Below are 16,948 nucleotides of genomic sequence, written 5' to 3' on the forward strand. Positions count from 1 at the left end.
CCAGAATTTGTCAGGAGGATATGCAATGTCCGTACATGCTGTAACCAAAGACCGCCTCATCGAGTGGCTGAGAGATGGCAAGGAACTTGCCGTTCTCGACATTCGCTCCGCAGGGGAGGTGGGGTATGCTTCGCCGCTGTTTGCGACCAACCTTCCGGGTGAAAGCCTGGATACCGAAATCGACCGCTTCATTCCGCGCCCTGCCGTGCGGACGGTTCTTGTTGATGACGGGGAGGGCAGTGCCGAGCGGGCGGCGGAACGGCTTGCCGCCAAAGGATGGAGCGATATTCATTTTCTCCGTGGTGGAATCCCGGCGTGGAACGAGGGCGGCCTAGACGCCCTGCCGACATTCGATATTCCCGGCGTTCCTTTTGCCCAAAAGGTGAGAAGTGAAAAGAACACGCCAGTGGTTTTCGCCCGTGAACTGAAGGCGTGGCAGGAAGCCGGCGAGGACGTTGTCGTCATCGACACCCGCACAATAGCGGAATATGAAAAGGCGCACGTGCCGGGCGCCATCGGCGTACCCGGTGCCGAACTTCTGCTGCGGTTTTCCGACCTCGTGCCATCACCCGGCACAAGGGTTGTCGTTTCCTGCGCGGGCCTTCCGCGCGCTATCCTCGGGGCGCAGACATTGATCGACGCCGGTGTTGAAAACGATGTCAGCTATTTGCACGATGGGACGCGCGGCTGGACAGATGACGGGTTTGAACTGGAAAAGGGGCGTTCACGGATCTATGCGCTTGCCAGTGACAACGCGAAAGATGCCGCAAGGGCGCGCCTGGAAACACTCTCCCACAATGACAAACTGCTGTTTATCGATCGGGCAACAGCCGAAACGTGGCGGCGTGACACGACCCGAACGACTTATTTTCTCGACGTTCGAACGCCGGAAGAGTTCGCGGCGTCCCATCTGCAAGGTTCGATTTCGTCGGAAGGCGGGCAGCTTCTTGGTGTTGCCTATCGCACAATTGCCGTGCGCGGAGCGCGGGTCATTCTCGTGGACGACCTGCTTGGTGCACGCGCCAGGGTCGTGGCGCATTGGCTGCAACGTCGCGGTTTCGAAATCGCTCTTCATCTGCACGACTTCGAACAGGGTGTCGAAGCGGCAGCCGCCTAGGCCGACTTGATTTTCGCCAACGTTTATTGAGACAGGAATTCGCCAGGCCTGAGGCTCGGCACCCTGCGAACACTTTGATACAATTGCCACTAAATTTCGGCGGCTTTTTCCCAAAATTGGCAGAGACGCTATACGCGACGATCTTAACCGCGAGCTTCGTTTCGAAGCGTACGAAGTGAAACGGGCGGGCGTCTACAGGCTGCAGCTGCCGGAGGAACTGGGGAGCCTGGGTCTTGCATTGCCTGAACTTTTGGCCTGAAAATCGAACTGGCCGAGCCCCATCCCAATCTTAAAAATGCTTACCGCAGTCACTTGGGCTTTACGGAGGATCTGCTTAGTGCAGCACCCTCGCCGTGGCGCGATGCATGGCTGAAACGGAGCGGGCATGGAAAAGACTGTGCCTTAAAAACCCTTTTCGACGGCAAACCGCGAAAACGGGCTCAAACCGGAGACAGCGCGAAGGTGGAGATATTACTCGACAGATGGAATTTTGGCCACGATTGAACAGGCGGGCCGGCTCATCGACTTCTCCTCCTCTCCGCACCATACTGGTACCGCCCGGTCTACGAAGTCGACTTTACATCACCACTCCGGCCTCTGAACCGTAACGTGTAACCCCCGGGAACCGGCGTCACCCCTTAAACGCGCAGTTCAGGCGGAGAACTGGCAGACGTCAGGCACGCCGTTGCGTCATCGGCGAAGACCGACTGGGAAATACAGTTGCCATCCTGTTTTTTTAGCGGCGGCCTTCAACGGCAGAACGGATATGCGAGCGGCTAACGCCGATGTCGGAAAGGCTTCTATCGTCGAGCGCGCTAAGTTCGGCCATAGCGCGGCGATTGCGGAAGTAGTTGCGAACGGTGTCGTGAAGTTTCATTTTCATAGGTTCCTTCAATGGTGTTGCACAAGATATGTCCATTCAGACGCAAAAAATACAGGCGTTTGCCTGCATGGAAGCCATGCAAAAAACGAAGCACCGCGTCTGGAATGACAGAAACGGCCCCCGGCATAAGGAAACGCTATAGCGGCAGAAAGGACTTGTGTTGGCAAAACGTCCGGGGATGAACCTACTCTGCCTTGAAGATTAGCGTGACGTTGATCGACAAGAACCGCAAAAGCGGCAAAAGCTCGCCCGGTATAGCGCCGGAACAGATAAATCCGAAAAGGAGTGGGAACATGAAACACGGCATTACTCGCAGACTTCTACTGGTTTCCGCAGCAGTCGCTCCGATCCTGAGCCTGTCGCCGGCCATGTCCGCATCCGCTTATGCGGCCGACACAATCAGGCTTGGCCTCGTGGCGCCGATGAGCGGCCCGAATGCGCGCTATGGCGCTTTCTCGATGCATGGCGCGGAACTCGCGGTGAAGGACATCAATGCGGCCGGCGGCATCAACGGCCAGCAGATCGAACTCTTCAACGCCGACAGCCAAGGCACGCCGGTTGAAGGCGTTTCGGCCACCCGCCGCCTGATCGATCAGGACGAGGTGGATTTCGTCATAGGCGATGTCTCCAGCTCCGTGACGCTCGCCATGCAGCCTGTCGCGGAAGATGCAGAGGTTCTGCTTCTAAACGCCGCTTCTTCCAACCCGAAGATCACCTATCAAGCGGGCGTCGGCGGTTTCAAATGGACCTTCCGCAATTATCCGACGGACGAGAATCGCGCGCTCGTGGTGGCGAAATACGCCGCCGAGCAGCGTGGTCTCACCAAGTTCGCGGTGCTGTCGGTCGACAGCGATTATGGCCGTTCCGCCATTACCTTCACCAAGAAATACCTGCCCGACTTCAAGGGTGAGATCCTCAGCGAGGACTACTACAAGGAAGGCGAGGTCGACTTCCGCAGCGTGCTGGCGAAGATCCGCGACAACGGCGCGCAGGCGATCATCATGTATGGGCTGGCCGACACCACCCCCATCGTTGCCCGTCAGATGCTGGAACTCGGACTTGCCGGCAAGGTCGTGCTGATCGGTAACGGCGAATTCAACACCGAAAAGACGATCACCGCCGCGCCGAAGGCCATGGAAGGCGCAGTGGAGGCTGCAGCCTGGCTGCCGCAATTCGACTCTGCCGCCAGTAAGGCTTTCGTCGAGAAATTCACGGCCACTTACAAGGAAGCGCCCAACAATCACGCCTATGTGCATTGGGATACCGTCAACCTGCTCGCGCAGGCGATCAAGGAGGCCGGAAGCGCCGACCGCAATGCGGTCCGCGAGGCTCTCTCCAAGATCAAGTACAAGAGCCCGGTCGGCGAGGTCACCTTCGATGACCACAACCAGGCGCGCCTTCCGATGATCCTGCTTCAGATCGAGAACGGTAAGCCCAGCATCAAGGGCGCCTACACGGCGGAAATCCAGTACCCTGCGAACTGACAGACCGGAAGGGGTACAGCCATGTTCTCGACAATTATCGAGCAAGTCGTAAACGGGATCGTCACGGGTTCCGTCTACGCGATCGTCGCCGTCGGCATGACCATGATTTTCGGAGTGCTGAGAGCCATCAATTTCGCTCACGGCGAATACTACATGCTCGGAACCTTCGGGGCGTGGTTCGCCATCGATTATCTCGGCCTCTCTTATGAGGCCTCGATCGTCGTCGGTGTTCTTTCCACCGTGGTGGTGGCCTATGTGGTGGGCCAGCTGGTAATGCGCAGGATGGTGGGGGCGCCGGCGGAGTCCGGCGTGCTCGCCACCCTCGGCATCGCGCTTGTCCTGCAGAACGCCGTGATTTTCGTCTTCGGCGGCGGCTACAAGTTCTTCGCCGGCGGTTATATCGAGCCGGTTTCCATTTTCGGCTTCACGCTGGCGCAGCAGCGCATCATCATTCTCGCCGTGTGCCTCATCGTCTTCGTCGGCCTTGAACTGATGGTCACCTACAGCCGTCTCGGCATGGCGATGCGGGCCGTCTCGCAGAACGTCGAATGCTGCGGCGTGGTCGGTATCGATGTGTCGCAGGTAGTGTTGCGGACCTTCGTCCTTGGAGCGGCGCTCGCTGCACTCTCGGGCGTTCTGACCGCTCCGGTCAATGTCAGCGTTTATGGCGGCATGGGTGAACTCATCACCTTCAAGACCCTGCCGATCATCATCATGGGCGGCCTTGGAAACGTGCGGGGAACCTTCTTCGCGGCCATGATCCTCGGCATCGCCGAAAGTCTCGTCGCCACCTATGTGGGGTTGCAGTTCCGCGACACTGTGGGGTTCGCGACGCTGATCCTGATGCTGATGTGGCGCCCACACGGCTTGTTTTCGACGCAGGCGCGCTTTTAGAAGTCGCGCCTGCCGAGTTTTCTCGAATTTTGAGGACTAGACATGTCTCTCACCGACACCGTTCCCCAGGCACGTCGCCGCGATCTGCGCATTCCGCTTGCCGCCGTCCTGATCGTCGTCGCACTTGCCGCGCCCTTCATCGGCACGCGCTACGTCACACACTCGCTCATCATTGCGCTCATCTTCATGTTGCCAGCGCACGGGCTCAACCTGCTCGTCGGTTACACCGGTCTGCTGTCGCTGGCGCAGGCGGCGTTCTTCGGCATAGGAGCCTATACGGCAGGCCTTCTGGCGGTCCACTACGATACGCCGTTTTACGTGAACCTCATCGCCTCCGGCCTCGTTACCGGTGCAATCGCCCTGCCGCTCGGCATTCCGGCGCTGCGTCTTCGTTCAACGTCCTTCGTCATGTGTACGCTTGGTTTCGTCATCATCGGCCAGGCGATTGCCAAGAATTGGATTTCGCTGACCCGTGGCGACATGGGCCTTTCTGGCATCCCCAAACCCTATTTCGAACTTGGCCCGCTTTCCTTCACCGTCAGCGGAACCACCAATTTCTATTATCTCGCGCTTGCCATCTGCGTACTCGGAACGCTTGCAGCATGGGCAATCGTCCGCTCGCCGGCGGGCCGCAACATGGTCGCCATCCGTGAAAACGAGACGCTGGCGGAATCCCTCGGCGTCCCGACCTGGCGCTATAAGCTGATCGTCTTCATGCTGAGCGCCGTTTTTGCCGGAGTAGGGGGCTGCCTTTACGCCCATTATCTGACGGTGGTCAGCCCGCTGACTTTCCAGATGTATTATTCGACGACGATGCTGATCATCGTGCTCGGCGGCGGTGCAGGCATGATTTCGGGAACCGTCTTCGGCAGCCTGCTCTTCGTGGGACTGACCGAGGCCCTTCGCGTCGCTCCTGAAGTGCGGATGATCGCCTACGGGTTCTGCCTTCTTGTTCTCGTCTTCTGGTTCAGACAAGGTTTCGCCCCCTTGATCAATCGCTTCTGGAACGCGATCGGAGGTTCGAAATGACGGCTCATCTTCCCATCCTCGAGATAAAGAACCTCAGCAAGTCCTATGGTGCGGTCAAGGCGGTCAACGATGTCAGCATGCACATCAATCGCGGCGAGATTGCCGGGCTGATCGGCCCGAACGGTTCCGGCAAGTCTACCTTCTTCGATTGCAGCACCGGACTTGCCCGGCCGGACACCGGCAAGGTGATACTGGACGGACAGGACATCACCGGCTGGTCGCTTAACCGCATCGCCCGCGAAGGCCGCATGTTGCGGTCGTTCCAGAAGACGGTCACCTTCAAGGCGCTCGACGTTGAGGAGAACCTTGTAATCGCCGGCCAGATGTTCACCTTTCCCTCGCTGCTTTCCACATTCGGTCTCGGCGGCATGTCGCGCCGCCGCGTGGCCGGGCTCCGGGAACGGGCGCGCGAGCTGATCAAGATGGCAGGGCTGTGGGACGTTCGCCATCAGCCGGCCGGCAATCTTTCCGGTGGCCAGCAGAAACTCATTCAGTTCGCGTCGATGCTGATGCCGGAACCGAAGATTATCCTCTTGGACGAGCCGATGGCGGGCATCAATCCGAAGATCATCGAGCGCGTGGTGGAGACGATCCAGTATGCGAACAAATCGCTGGGCGTCAGCTTCCTCGTCATCGAACACAATATCGATGTCGTCACCAGCATCTGCCAGCGCGTGGTGGTGCTCGATCAGGGAACGAAACTGGTCGAAGGGCTGCCCCATGACATCATCAAGGACCAGCGTGTGAGGGAGGCCTATCTTGGAGGCTAACAGCAATCTTTCCATCAGGAGCCTGCGCGCGGGATACGGCAATCTCGATATCCTGAACGGCGTCGATCTGGAGGTGCCGGGCGGGCAATTCGTGGCCCTCATGGGGCCGAACGGCGCGGGTAAATCCACTCTGCTCAAGACGCTCTACGGCATGACGACGATCAAGGAAGGCGGCATCGACTGGCGCGGCAAGAACATTGCCGGATCTACCTCCCGGGCCATTCTGGGCGAGGGGATTTCTTTCGTGCCGCAGGGCCGTTGCAACTTCCCGGTCATGACTGTCGACGAAAACCTGCAGATGGCCGCCTATACTATCCGCGATGCCAAGGTGAAGGCGGATCGGGACTATGTCTACGACCTTTTTCCGATCCTGAAGACGCGGCGCTCGACGCTTGCAGGCAACATGTCCGGCGGCGAGCAGCAATTGCTCGAAGTGGCGATGGCGGTTCTGCAGCGGCCGAAGGTGCTTCTGGTCGACGAGCCCTCGGTCGGTCTGTCACCGGCCGCTATCGGCATCGTGTTCGACGAGCTCCTGCGTCTGCATGCCAACGGCATGACCATCCTGCTGGTCGAGCAGAACACCAAGAAGGCTATGGAGGTGGCGCAGCGTGCGGTCATCCTCCGTCTCGGCAAGGTGATCTGGGACGGCACGCCAGCGGAGATCACCCATGACGAACTCGGCGAACTTTTCCTGACCGGAAAGATGCGCGGCGAACTCGAAGCTGCGCACTGACAAGCCCATAGCCATCAATCCAGACGAGGAAATCCCATGAGCACTTTTGTGCCTGCATCACGCGTGTCGAGAATTAAGGTATCGCCGAGCACGGCGGCTGCGGCCCGCGCCCGGGAGCTGAAGGCCGCAGGTCGCGACATCGCCGACCTGACGGTTGGCGAGCCGGACTTCGATACGCCCGAGGCCGTCAAGGCAGCGGCGCATGCGGCCATAGACAGGGGCGAAACCAAATACACTTCGGTCAACGGCACGCCCGCGCTTCGCAAGGCGATCATCGATGACTTCCAGAAACGTCTCGACATTACCTATGGCGATAGTGAAATCTGCGTGGGCGGCGGCGCCAAGCAGATCCTGTTTCTGGCGCTGATGGCAAGTGTGGAAAACGGCGCGGAAGTCATCATCCCAGCTCCCTACTGGGTGTCTTATCCTGACATGGTCATCGCCAATGATGGCACGCCCGTCATCGTCGCCTGCCCGGAGGAGACGGGGTTCAAACTGACAGCTAAGGCGCTTGAAGCGGCGATCACACCAAAGACGATGTGGCTAATCCTCAACGCTCCCTCGAACCCGACGGGTGCGGCCTACAGCGAGGCGGAGCTGAAAGCGCTAGGTGAGGTGCTGCTTCGCCATCCCAATGTCATGGTGCTTTCCGACGATATTTACGATCAGGTCTGGTTCAAGGACGAGCCGATGAAGACCCTTGTAGCCGTCGTTCCGGAACTGAAGGATCGGGTGCTACTGACCAATGGCGTTTCCAAGTCCTATGCCATGACAGGATGGCGGATCGGTTATGGGGCAGGGCCGGCAGCACTCATTGCCGCTATCAACAAGTTGCAATCGCAGATGTCATCCTGCCCGTCCTCCGTCAGCCAGGCTGCCGCAGCCCATGCGCTTTCGGGTGACCAGACATTCGTGACGGAAAGCATTGCGGTCTACAAAAAGCGGCGCGACTACGCCTGTGAGCGCCTGAACGCCATCCCCGGCCTCTCCTGCACGGTTCCGGATGGGGCATTCTATCTCTATCCAAGCTGCGCCGGCGTGATCGGCAAGACCACGGCGGATGGCAAGGTGATCGAAAACGACCTCGACTTTGTCCTCTATCTCCTCGACAGCGTCGGCGTGGCGGCTCTTCAGGGCGCCGCCTACGGGCTCTCGCCCTATTTCCGCATTTCCTTCGCCACCTCAATGGACGTGCTTGAGGATGCCTGCAACCGCATCGAACGTGCTGTGGCGGCGCTGCGTTAAAAACAGATCGGACGCGCAGAAGGATTCTTTTGCGCGTCCCACAGAGTTTGACCGTCGGATGAAGGCAAAAGCACTCTATCCCATTGAAATTACGTACTCTCGCTGCAGAAATCGATTTCTGTTTCTGCGCCGATGCGCTAGGGTTTCCGCATAAAGTGGGGACCGATGAGCGTCGACTTCAAAAAACTCAAAAGCTTCGTAAAGATCGTCGATACCGGCAGCGTTTCGCGTGCCGCCAGCATCCTTCACGTAGCCCAGCCAGCGCTGTCTCAGCAGATCGCCTCGCTGGAGCAACACTTCAAGCACCAGCTTCTGCTGCGCAGCAATGTCGGCATCACGCCAACCGAAGCCGGCTTGATCCTTTACCGCCATGCACAGATCATGCTGAAGCAGATCGAGCAGGCGCAGACTGACATTGACCGCTCGACGCGCTCGCTTTCCGGCCGCGTCTCCATCGGACTCGCGACATATTCCTCGTCGAGTGCGCTATCGTTGCCGCTCATCAAGGAGATGCGGGCGCGATTTCCTGCCATCACGGTTCATATTAACGACAGCTTCGGCCATATCCTCAGCGAGTTGATCATGACCGGCAAAATGGACATGGCACTCATCTACACGTCCGATCCGATCAAGGGCGTGACGCTGGAACCGCTGTTTCGCGAAGAGATGTTCCTTGTCTCGCCTGTCGACATGGTGTTGCCTGCCGAACCCGGTCAGCCGCTTCCCCTCTCAGTGCTCGATGGCCGGCCGATGCTGCTGCCAAGCAAGGCGCATTTCCTTCGCCGGCTCATCGATGAGGGCCTGGCACGGGCGCGCGCGAAGCCGGAGGTGATTTCAGAACTGGAATCGGTGCCTGCGCTGGGGGCCGCGGTACTGGATGGCCTCGGCTCGACCATCCTTCCGGCCTCGGTTGTACTGGAAACCGCGAGCTTCAGCGGCGCGCAGCTGCATCCCCTCACAACCCCAGTCATCGATGCCACGGTGTCGCTTTGCGTCTCCGATCACATGCCGCTGTCGGAACCGGCGCTGGCGGCGCGTTCCGTGCTTCTCGAAATCGTGACGAAGCTGAAGAGTGGGCATCATCCGGGCATTCGTGCCGTGTGAATTCGCTATAAGCAAACCCTATGGCGCCAGACCGAGGTTGTGTTGGCAAAGGCCGGCCGAACGTTTCAATTTCCCATCAGTGAACGGGCCCGACCTGTGGGTCCACAAGGCAGCAAAAAATGCTGCATGGTCGCTCGAGGGAAACAATGGCAAAACTGGCTTTCGATACTGGCGGTACATTTACCGATTTCGCGCTTTTGGACGACAGCGGCGAACTTCACCTCCATAAAGTCCTGAGCACGCCTAAAAATCCGGCCGAAGCCGTTGTGCAGGGCGTGTCGGAACTGCTCGAAAAACATGCGGACACGATCGCGATTGACAAGCTGCAGGTGCTTGGTGCGACCACCGTCGTTACCAATGCGGTGCTTGAGCGCAAGGGCGTGGAAACCGGTTTCGTGACCACGGATGGCTTCCAGGACATGCTGCGCATCCGCAACGAGGGACGCTACGATCTGTACGACCTGAACATCAAATATCCCGATCCGCTCGTCACCCGCGCCAACAGCTTTGGCGCCGAGGAACGCATTGCTGCCGATGGCGAAGTAATAACGGAACTGAAGGAAGAGACCGTCCGCGAGATTGCCGAGCGGCTGAAGGAAAAGGGTATCCGCTCGGTAGCGGTCTGCCTGCTGCATGCCTATAAATATCCGCAGCATGAGCAGCGTGTCGCCGCACTCCTGCGCGAAGAAGACCCGGATATCTTCGTTTCCTTGTCTTCCGAGGTCTGCCCGGAAATGCGTGAATTCGACCGCGCCTCAACGACGGTGGTCAATGCCTATACCCGCCCGCAAATGTCCGGACACGTTGCCCATCTACAGAAGGAATTTGCCAACAGGGGCATCGACCGGCAGGTGCTCTGGATGACGTCTTCGGGCGGGCTTGTCCCGAGCAGCCGCGCGGCAGAACTTCCCGTCCGCCTGATCGAATCCGGCCCCGCAGCGGGTGCAGTCGCTGCCGCCGAATTCGGCCGCACGGCGGGTGAGGCGAGCGTTCTGTCCTTCGACATGGGCGGCACCACCGCCAAGCTCTGCCTCATACCCGATGGCGAGCCGAACGTTGGCACCGATCTCGAAGTCGCGCACTACCAGCGTTTCCGCAAGGGATCCGGTTTTCCGCTGAAGATCCAGTCGATCCAGATGATCGAGATCGGCGCCGGCGGCGGTTCCATCGCGGCGAAGAACCCCCTCGGTCTCCTCGACGTCGGTCCCCATTCCGCAGGTGCCATGCCGGGACCGGCCGCCTATCAGCGCGGTGGAATCGAGCCGACGGTGACCGATGCCGATATCCTTCTCGGCTATATGGGAACGGAATCCTTTGTCGGCGGCTCTTTCAAGGTTTCAAAAGACGCCGCACATCAGGCAATGTCGAAACTGGCCGCCTCGCTAGATGTATCGGTCGAACGTTGCGCCTGGGGCATCCACGATCTCGTCAACGAATCCATGAGCAAGGCCGCCGCCATGCATGCGACAGACCTTGGCGTCGATCCACGTTCATTGCCGATGGTAGCCTTTGGCGGCGCAGGTCCGGTGCATGCCTATGGTATTGCCCGCAAGCTCGGCATCTCGCGCATCATCTGCCCGACCGGTGCCGGCGTCAGCTCTGCCATCGGTCTGCTCATCGCACCGGTCGCCGTCGATCTCTCTGCAAGCCATCCGATGGCAATCGAGGCCTGGGATATCGATGCGATGAACCGTCTCCTCGACGATCTCTCCGCCCAGGGCGCGGAAGTCGTCTCGGCCGCGGGTGTTGCCAAAGAGACTATCAGCAATCGTTATACCGTGGATATGCGCCATGTAGGGCAGGGACACGAAATCACCGTGGTGCTTCCTGACCGCAGCCTGCCGAAAGAAGCCTTCCTCGAAGAACTGCGCAGCAGCTTCTTCAAGCTCTACCGCGAATTGTTCGGCCGCACCGTCGCCGCACCACTGGAAGTCATCACCTGGCGTCTGCGCGCCAGCGGCGAAAAGGATCAGGTCACCCGGCCGCACGAAACCGTCGTTGCCGAAGCGAAAAAAGGCAGCCGCGCAGTCTATTTCCAGGAGGCGAGCAGCTATGTCGAGACCTCGGTCTACGACCACTACAAGCTGCCGGTCGGCCACGAGGTCAAGGGACCTGCCATCGTCGAGCAGCGTGAATCGACGGCTGTCGTCGGACCGAGCGGCACCTTTCACGTCGATGCCCACGGCAATCTCGTGATCAATATTCTCTAAGGGGCAATCAGATGTCGAAACCCGCTACCGATTTCAACGATCCGATCAACCTTCAGGTCATGTGGAACCGCTTGATCTTCATCGCGGATCAGGCCGATAACGTGCTTGGCAAGACCGCGTTCTCGCCGATCGTGCGCGAGAACCATGATTACGTAACCGTACTTCTCGACAGTAAGGGCAGGGCGCTGGCGCAATGCACCTGGTCGATCCCCGTCTTCATCACCTCGCTGCCCGCAGCCGCCCAGAAATATTTCCTGCCGAAGTTTCCGGTTGATAAGCTGGAAGAGGGCGATGTTCTCGCCACCAACGATCCCGAAATCGGAACCGGCCACCTGCCTGACGTGACGATGATTACGCCAATCTTCAAGAACGGCAAGGTCGTCGCCTATGCGGGATCGATCGCCCACCTTCCCGACATCGGCGGTGCGCCGCTGCATTCGGAGGCCAGCGACATTTTTGCGGAAGGCATCCGTTTCCCCATCGTCAAGATGCTCAAGGCCGGCGTTCCGAACGAGGACGTGTTCGACATCATCGCAGCCTCTGTCCGTCTTCCCACGGAAGTGCGCGGCGATCTGGAATCGATGATCGCCGCCAATAACGTCATGGGCCGCGAACTGGTGAAATTCCTCGACGAATACGGGCTGGACGATGTCGACGGACTTGCAGACGCCATCCATACCCGCTCCGAGGCGCAGACCCGCAAAGCAATCCGCGAATGGCCGAACGGTACCTATTCCGCCGAGGTTCTGCTCGACGGCTACGATGTCGACGTCAAACTCAAAGCCTCTGTTATCGTCAGGGATGACTCCATCCATGTGGATTATACGGGCACGTCGGATCAGGTGCTGCACTCGATCAACTGCCGCACCAACTACCGTTACGCCCATTCGGTCTACGCATTAAAATGCCTGCTCGATGCCGAAACGCCCAATAATGAGGGCTGCATCGTTCCGATCACCGATGAGGCGCCGCTCGGCTGCATTCTCAATCCGCAGGAATGGACGGCGGGCAATTCGCGCAACCTCATCGGTCACGTCATTCCCTCGCTGATCTTCAAGGCGCTTGAAGGCATCGTGCCGGAAAAGGTGCTGGGCGACAGTGGCGGTGCGCCGATCTGGGCTGCCAATTGCGTAGGCCAGCGCAATGACGGAACGCAATATGCCTCCGTGCAGAATTTCCACGGCGGTCAGGGAGCCCGCGCCGAATTCGATGGGCTGGATACGCTAAGCTTCCCGTCCAACTGCAAGGTCACGGCGATCGAAATGTTCGAGGTTGCCGTTCCGGTCCTGACGGAACGTAAGGAGCTTATCGCCGACTCCGGCGGTGCTGGCAAACATCGCGGCGGCCTTGGCCAGCGTGTCGTTCTGCGCAATCTCGGCAGGAACCCGATGAACATCTATCTGGCATCGGAACGCGTTCGCCATCCCTGCTTTGGCGTGGTGGAAGGGCAGCACGGCTCCGCCGGAAAGGTGATGAAGGAAGGAAAGTCGCATTTCCCGAAGGGCAAGGTCGTTCTTCAGACGGGCGAACGTCTCGAAGTCCAGACGCCTGGCGGCGGCGGCTGGGGCCGTGCTGCAGAACGCTCGCACGAATTGATCGAGCAGGATATTGCCGAAGGCTTGGTAACCTCGAAGGCGGCAAAGGAAATCTTCGGCTATTCTGGTGCCCTTGCTGCCGCAGCCGAATAGGAGACGACGATGGGACTACTGAACGGAAAGATCGCTCTGGTAACCGGGGCCGGCTCGGGCATCGGCCGTGAAACTGCAATCCTGCTTGCGAAGGAAGGAGCAACGGTTGTGCTGACCGGCCGCCGCCTCGATCCGCTGCGGGAAGTCGCGGAGTTGATCGAAAAGAAGAAGGGCAAAGCTGTCGCCCGTACGCTGGACATTGCCTCGCGTGACGCGATCTTCGACACGATCAAGTCGATCCGGGAAGCGGTCGGCCCCATCGATATCCTCGTGAACAATGCCGGTTCTGCCAGCAAGGTTCTCAACGCCCGCTTCATCAGCGAGGACGAGTGGAACGCCACCATCAACGTCAATCTGACGGCGGTGTTCAACCTGACACAGGCCGTGCTGCCGGCGATGATCGAAAAGGGTGAGGGGACCATCATTACAGTCTCTTCGCTCGCGGCCCTCAATCCCAATCTCTTGGGCGGCGTTGCCTATGGCGCTGCGAAGGCGGGCGTGAAGAATTTCATGACCTTCCTTCACAATACCTATCGCAACCAGGGGATCCGGGCGACGACCATCCTGCCGGGTGAGACAGACACGCCGATCATGAACAACCGCGCGCGTCCACCTCTCAAGGAAGAACGCGCCGTGATGATTGATCCTCATGATGTCGCTCGGGCGATCTCGCTCTGTGCAAGCCTAAACAACGGCGCCGTCATCCCCGAACTGCACATCTGCCCGACATTCATGCGCGACACGTCTGCTGACATCGAGATCGCACGCTGGGTGGGGGCGCCAGCTGATACGCCGGACTTGCCGAATAAGTAACTGGGAGAAAACGATGAACGGAGCGAAGTTGCGCTCGCGGCTTTTGGCAGGCGAGGCGATCACCATGTACAATACCCATCATGTCTCGACCGGACTCGCAGGCCGGCTGATAGAGTTGGGAGCAGACGCCGTGTTCCTGGACTGCGAACATGGCACCTGGAGTTTTGAGGACGTTCGCATGACAGGGCAGATCGTACGCTCCGCCGGCGGCGCAGCGGTCGTTCGTCCGCATTCGCACGAACGACCGCTGATCATTCGTTACCTTAATGCGGGTGCTGACGGCATCATGGTTCCAATGGTCGAGACTCCGGAACAGGCCCTCGCGATCGTTGATGCAGTCCGTTACGCGCTGCCCTCCGATTACGAAAAACGCCTCGTCGTGGCAATGATCGAAACGCAGAACGCGATCGACAACCATCTCGACGAGATGGTCAAGGTCGAGGGCGTCGACGTCTTCTTCATTGGTCCTGGTGATCTCTCCCAGGACATGGGTTATCCGCCCGCTCCACCACTCGGCGAACCGCGTCCGGCCGCTGTCATGGAAAAAGTCGGGGTCGCGATTGAGAAAATCCGCAAGGCCGGAAAGATAGCCGGCACGCTGGCCACGGCAAACGAACTGCCGCACTGGCTCGATAAAGGCGCCCAGTATTTCTATATCCACACGGATCCATTTCTGAGGCGAGGTATCGCGAGCATCAAGCAAACCATAGCGCGCTAGCAGTATCGGATGAGCTTCCAGCTGTTCGGGCTCTCGTGCGCTCATAACGCGGTCGTCTAAGGGATCGATTAAGGATGTGACATTCGGTTTTTGCGGGCGATCGAAAGCTCTCTTGGCGTTCGTCGCGCAGTCTAGTAGAGCAACTATCACGATATTGACGAGCCACATCGGGTCAAACATATACGCCAGAACTGGTGGATCGACCTCCAAAATAAGGCGATTTTAAACCCTATGGAAAACAAGTCGCTCTATATTTGGCTGCTGATGCTAGCTGTCCCTGTGTCGGTTCTGATAGCAGCTCAAGTCGATACAGATACTGCACCATCAATTGGCGGGGGAGGCTACGACCTTGGTCCGTTTGTGTATTCCTGGTTATTGATAATTTTCACAGCGCTCTGGTCTGTCTGCGCTTTTGTGGTAGCACTGCTTCAGAAAGGCCGAGCTTCCTCTTTTCGCGCTTTCGGCTTGGCAGGCTTTGGTGTTCTCGTCTTCACTGTAATGATGCTTTTTTACGGAGAGAACCTTTCATAACTGCTCGTCCTGAAAGCGCTTCGATGGTCTGGACCGGGAGAATGCCCAAGGTGACGACTTATAGAACCACTCACCGTTCGCACCTGCGCGTATCGCTATATTCCCATCAGAATTGAAAGAGCATCGCCTATTCGAAATTCTGTTCCATAATATATCTTATGCGATTATCGTATGTAGCCGGGTACATTCTATTTTCAAGTGCGACATGCCAATGATTTCAATGGCTTCACTTTGGAGATTTTGGCATGTCTGACTGTTATCAGCAAATGACCCTCGCCGATCGTCGTCTTCTTCATCGCTTCGTAGAGCAGAAACTTGCTGTCAATGAAATGGCCCGTCGGCTAGGACGCCACCGATCGACGATCTATCGGGAGATCCGTCGAAACACGTTCCGCGATCAGGAACTTCCTGAATACAGCGGCTACTTTCCGACCATTGCTGATGAGATTACGCGCGAACGTCGGCGGCGTCTGAGAAAGCTTCGACGCCATCCAGATCTTCGTGCTGAAGTTATCAGTCAACTGGAGGCTCGGTGGTCTCCAGAGCAGATCGCCGGACGTCTGCTGTCGGAAAGAAGAAGCCCCGTTCGCGTGTCTGCAGAAACGATCTACCGGTTCATCTACAGCAAGGAAGATTACGAACTCGGTCTCTATAGATACCTGCCGGAAGCGCGTCGCAAACGTCGCCCACTGGGCTCAAGGAAGCCTCGCGACGGCGTATTCCCCGCGAGCCATCGCATATCGCAAAGGCCTGATTTTATTGGAGACAGATCGCAGTTCGGGCACTGGGAGGGTGACCTCATCATATTCGAGCGTCCGTTTGGACATGCCAATGTAACATCACTTGTAGAGCGCAAAAGCCGCTACACGGTGCTGATCAAAAACCCGAGCCGGCATTCGCGCCCGATCATGGACAAGATCGTGCGTGCGTTCTCGTCCCTGCCCGCATTCGCGCGCCAGAGTTTTACCTTCGATCGCGGCACGGAGTTTGCTGCATTCCGGGCTTTGGAGGATGGAATTGGCGCACGAAGCTGGTTCTGCGATCCAAGCGCGCCCTGGCAAAAAGGTGCGGTGGAAAACGCTAACAAGCGCATCCGCCGGTTCTTGCCATCGAACACGGACCTCAGCCAGATGTCACAAGCAATGCTGAACCAAATCACACGCATACTCAACAACCAACCCAGAAAGTGCCTAGGCTACAAGACGCCAACCGAAGCGTTCATGGCACATTTGCAAGGAGAGGCCTGATCCCCTACCCTCAAAACAGGCATGATGCACTTCGGGAAGATTCTCCCCCCCCACTGGCACTTCATCTAACCCACGTCCGGAAACTGTAAGCCAGTGAAATTGGCCTTCAGGCACGTCCTCCCCCGATAATGCCCCCCACCGTACGATGCTGGGTTACGTTTCAGCTGAATTTGCTACCGGTAAAATCATCCGTTTCTTAGTCCTGAGAAAACACCCGGTATCCGATCCACAGTATTGCAGGATGGTTGAACTTAAAACGCGCATCCAGCCAGCATATCGATGCCCCCTCAATATCAACTTGGATGCAGGAGAGTTTATCGGCTATAGATATATGCTGGGAACTTATGCAATTCGGCGGCTTACCCGGTCTCTTTCTGGTTCCATCTCATGCTGATCGGACTATGCTAGCCGTGAAATCACGCAGTGAGGAGACTTGAAATTGTTGTTGCAATTCATGATGGCTGGTAGCTTCGCCTTGGTCC

Annotated in this window: 15 protein-coding genes; 14 read left to right on the forward strand and 1 reads right to left on the reverse strand. The window is 58.2% G+C overall.

The features are described from left to right. Positions 1-25: 25 nt before the first annotated feature. The gene (locus ASD46_RS07840; protein ID WP_060641952.1) at positions 26-1,117 is read left to right on the forward strand and encodes a rhodanese-like domain-containing protein; all 1,092 of its coding nucleotides are present in this window, start codon (positions 26-28) and stop codon (positions 1,115-1,117) included. A 736-nt stretch (positions 1,118-1,853) separates the two neighbouring features. Here the strand turns inward: ASD46_RS07840 and ASD46_RS26295 are convergent. Continuing rightward, a complete protein-coding gene (locus ASD46_RS26295; RefSeq protein ID WP_020008944.1) occupies positions 1,854-2,000 on the reverse strand; it encodes a DUF1127 domain-containing protein in 147 nt (48 codons plus the stop codon). A 293-nt stretch (positions 2,001-2,293) separates the two neighbouring features. Here ASD46_RS26295 and ASD46_RS07845 point away from each other — a divergent pair, with 293 nt between their 5' ends. From ASD46_RS07845 to ASD46_RS07905, 13 genes are all read left to right on the forward strand, one after another. After that, positions 2,294-3,484, forward strand: coding sequence for an ABC transporter substrate-binding protein (locus ASD46_RS07845; protein ID WP_060642080.1), 1,191 nt, complete (start codon positions 2,294-2,296; stop codon positions 3,482-3,484). Positions 3,485-3,505: 21 nt separating this feature from the next. Next, a complete protein-coding gene (locus ASD46_RS07850; protein WP_060641953.1) occupies positions 3,506-4,378 on the forward strand; it encodes a branched-chain amino acid ABC transporter permease in 873 nt (290 codons plus the stop codon). 42 nt (positions 4,379-4,420) lie between these two features. Further along, complete coding sequence (locus ASD46_RS07855) at positions 4,421-5,407, forward strand: branched-chain amino acid ABC transporter permease (RefSeq protein ID WP_060641954.1); 987 nt, start codon at positions 4,421-4,423, stop codon at positions 5,405-5,407. Further along, positions 5,404-6,177, forward strand: coding sequence for an ABC transporter ATP-binding protein (locus tag ASD46_RS07860; protein WP_060641955.1), 774 nt, complete (start codon positions 5,404-5,406; stop codon positions 6,175-6,177). Before ASD46_RS07855 ends, ASD46_RS07860 begins: the two co-directional genes overlap by 4 nt. Beyond that, entirely contained in the window at positions 6,167-6,910 is a 744-nt protein-coding gene (locus tag ASD46_RS07865) for an ABC transporter ATP-binding protein (RefSeq protein WP_060641956.1), read from the forward strand. The genes ASD46_RS07860 and ASD46_RS07865 overlap by 11 nt, the downstream gene beginning before the upstream one ends. Before the next feature lie 36 nt (positions 6,911-6,946). Then, positions 6,947-8,155 carry an aspartate transaminase gene (locus ASD46_RS07870; protein WP_060641957.1) on the forward strand — a complete coding sequence of 403 codons (1,209 nt, stop codon included), beginning with the start codon at positions 6,947-6,949 and terminating at the stop codon, positions 8,153-8,155. 165 nt (positions 8,156-8,320) lie between these two features. Continuing rightward, positions 8,321-9,259, forward strand: coding sequence for a nitrogen assimilation transcriptional regulator NAC (gene nac, locus ASD46_RS07875; protein ID WP_060641958.1), 939 nt, complete (start codon positions 8,321-8,323; stop codon positions 9,257-9,259). 146 nt (positions 9,260-9,405) lie between these two features. Continuing rightward, positions 9,406-11,469, forward strand: coding sequence for a hydantoinase/oxoprolinase family protein (locus ASD46_RS07880; RefSeq protein WP_060641959.1), 2,064 nt, complete (start codon positions 9,406-9,408; stop codon positions 11,467-11,469). 11 nt (positions 11,470-11,480) lie between these two features. Next, positions 11,481-13,157: a hydantoinase B/oxoprolinase family protein gene (locus tag ASD46_RS07885; protein WP_060641960.1), complete on the forward strand. Its 1,677-nt coding sequence runs from the start codon at positions 11,481-11,483 to the stop codon at positions 13,155-13,157. Between the two features lie 9 nt (positions 13,158-13,166). Continuing rightward, a complete protein-coding gene (locus ASD46_RS07890) occupies positions 13,167-13,970 on the forward strand; it encodes an SDR family oxidoreductase (protein WP_060641961.1) in 804 nt (267 codons plus the stop codon). 13 nt (positions 13,971-13,983) lie between these two features. Continuing rightward, on the forward strand, positions 13,984-14,688 hold the full coding sequence (locus ASD46_RS07895; protein WP_060641962.1) for an HpcH/HpaI aldolase family protein: 705 nt from the start codon (positions 13,984-13,986) through the stop codon (positions 14,686-14,688). A gap of 231 nt (positions 14,689-14,919) precedes the next feature. Continuing rightward, a complete protein-coding gene (locus ASD46_RS07900) occupies positions 14,920-15,219 on the forward strand; it encodes a hypothetical protein (protein WP_060641963.1) in 300 nt (99 codons plus the stop codon). Between the two features lie 245 nt (positions 15,220-15,464). After that, positions 15,465-16,466, forward strand: a complete 1,002-nt coding sequence (locus ASD46_RS07905; RefSeq protein WP_060641964.1) for an IS30 family transposase — start codon at positions 15,465-15,467, stop codon at positions 16,464-16,466. The last annotated feature ends 482 nt before the right edge of the window (positions 16,467-16,948 follow it).

The organism is Rhizobium sp. Root491, assembly GCF_001427205.1.
Classification (GTDB): Bacteria; Pseudomonadota; Alphaproteobacteria; order Rhizobiales; family Rhizobiaceae; genus Agrobacterium; species Agrobacterium tumefaciens.

Excerpts from the sequence above, each read along its gene's own strand:
- ASD46_RS07880 (WP_060641959.1), top strand. The coding sequence starts at position 9,406 with ATGGCAAAACTGGCTTTCGATACTGGCGGTACATTTACCGATTTCGCG.
- nac (WP_060641958.1), top strand. The coding sequence starts at position 8,321 with ATGAGCGTCGACTTCAAAAAACTCAAAAGCTTCGTAAAGATCGTCGAT.
- ASD46_RS07900 (WP_060641963.1), top strand. The coding sequence starts at position 14,920 with ATGGAAAACAAGTCGCTCTATATTTGGCTGCTGATGCTAGCTGTCCCT.
- ASD46_RS07845 (WP_060642080.1), top strand. The coding sequence starts at position 2,294 with ATGAAACACGGCATTACTCGCAGACTTCTACTGGTTTCCGCAGCAGTC.
- ASD46_RS07895 (WP_060641962.1), top strand. The coding sequence starts at position 13,984 with ATGAACGGAGCGAAGTTGCGCTCGCGGCTTTTGGCAGGCGAGGCGATC.
- ASD46_RS07850 (WP_060641953.1), top strand. The coding sequence starts at position 3,506 with ATGTTCTCGACAATTATCGAGCAAGTCGTAAACGGGATCGTCACGGGT.
- ASD46_RS07890 (WP_060641961.1), top strand. The coding sequence starts at position 13,167 with ATGGGACTACTGAACGGAAAGATCGCTCTGGTAACCGGGGCCGGCTCG.
- ASD46_RS07860 (WP_060641955.1), top strand. The coding sequence starts at position 5,404 with ATGACGGCTCATCTTCCCATCCTCGAGATAAAGAACCTCAGCAAGTCC.
- ASD46_RS07840 (WP_060641952.1), top strand. The coding sequence starts at position 26 with ATGTCCGTACATGCTGTAACCAAAGACCGCCTCATCGAGTGGCTGAGA.
- ASD46_RS07870 (WP_060641957.1), top strand. The coding sequence starts at position 6,947 with ATGAGCACTTTTGTGCCTGCATCACGCGTGTCGAGAATTAAGGTATCG.
- ASD46_RS07905 (WP_060641964.1), top strand. The coding sequence starts at position 15,465 with ATGTCTGACTGTTATCAGCAAATGACCCTCGCCGATCGTCGTCTTCTT.
- ASD46_RS26295 (WP_020008944.1), bottom strand. The coding sequence starts at position 2,000 with ATGAAAATGAAACTTCACGACACCGTTCGCAACTACTTCCGCAATCGC.
- ASD46_RS07855 (WP_060641954.1), top strand. The coding sequence starts at position 4,421 with ATGTCTCTCACCGACACCGTTCCCCAGGCACGTCGCCGCGATCTGCGC.
- ASD46_RS07885 (WP_060641960.1), top strand. The coding sequence starts at position 11,481 with ATGTCGAAACCCGCTACCGATTTCAACGATCCGATCAACCTTCAGGTC.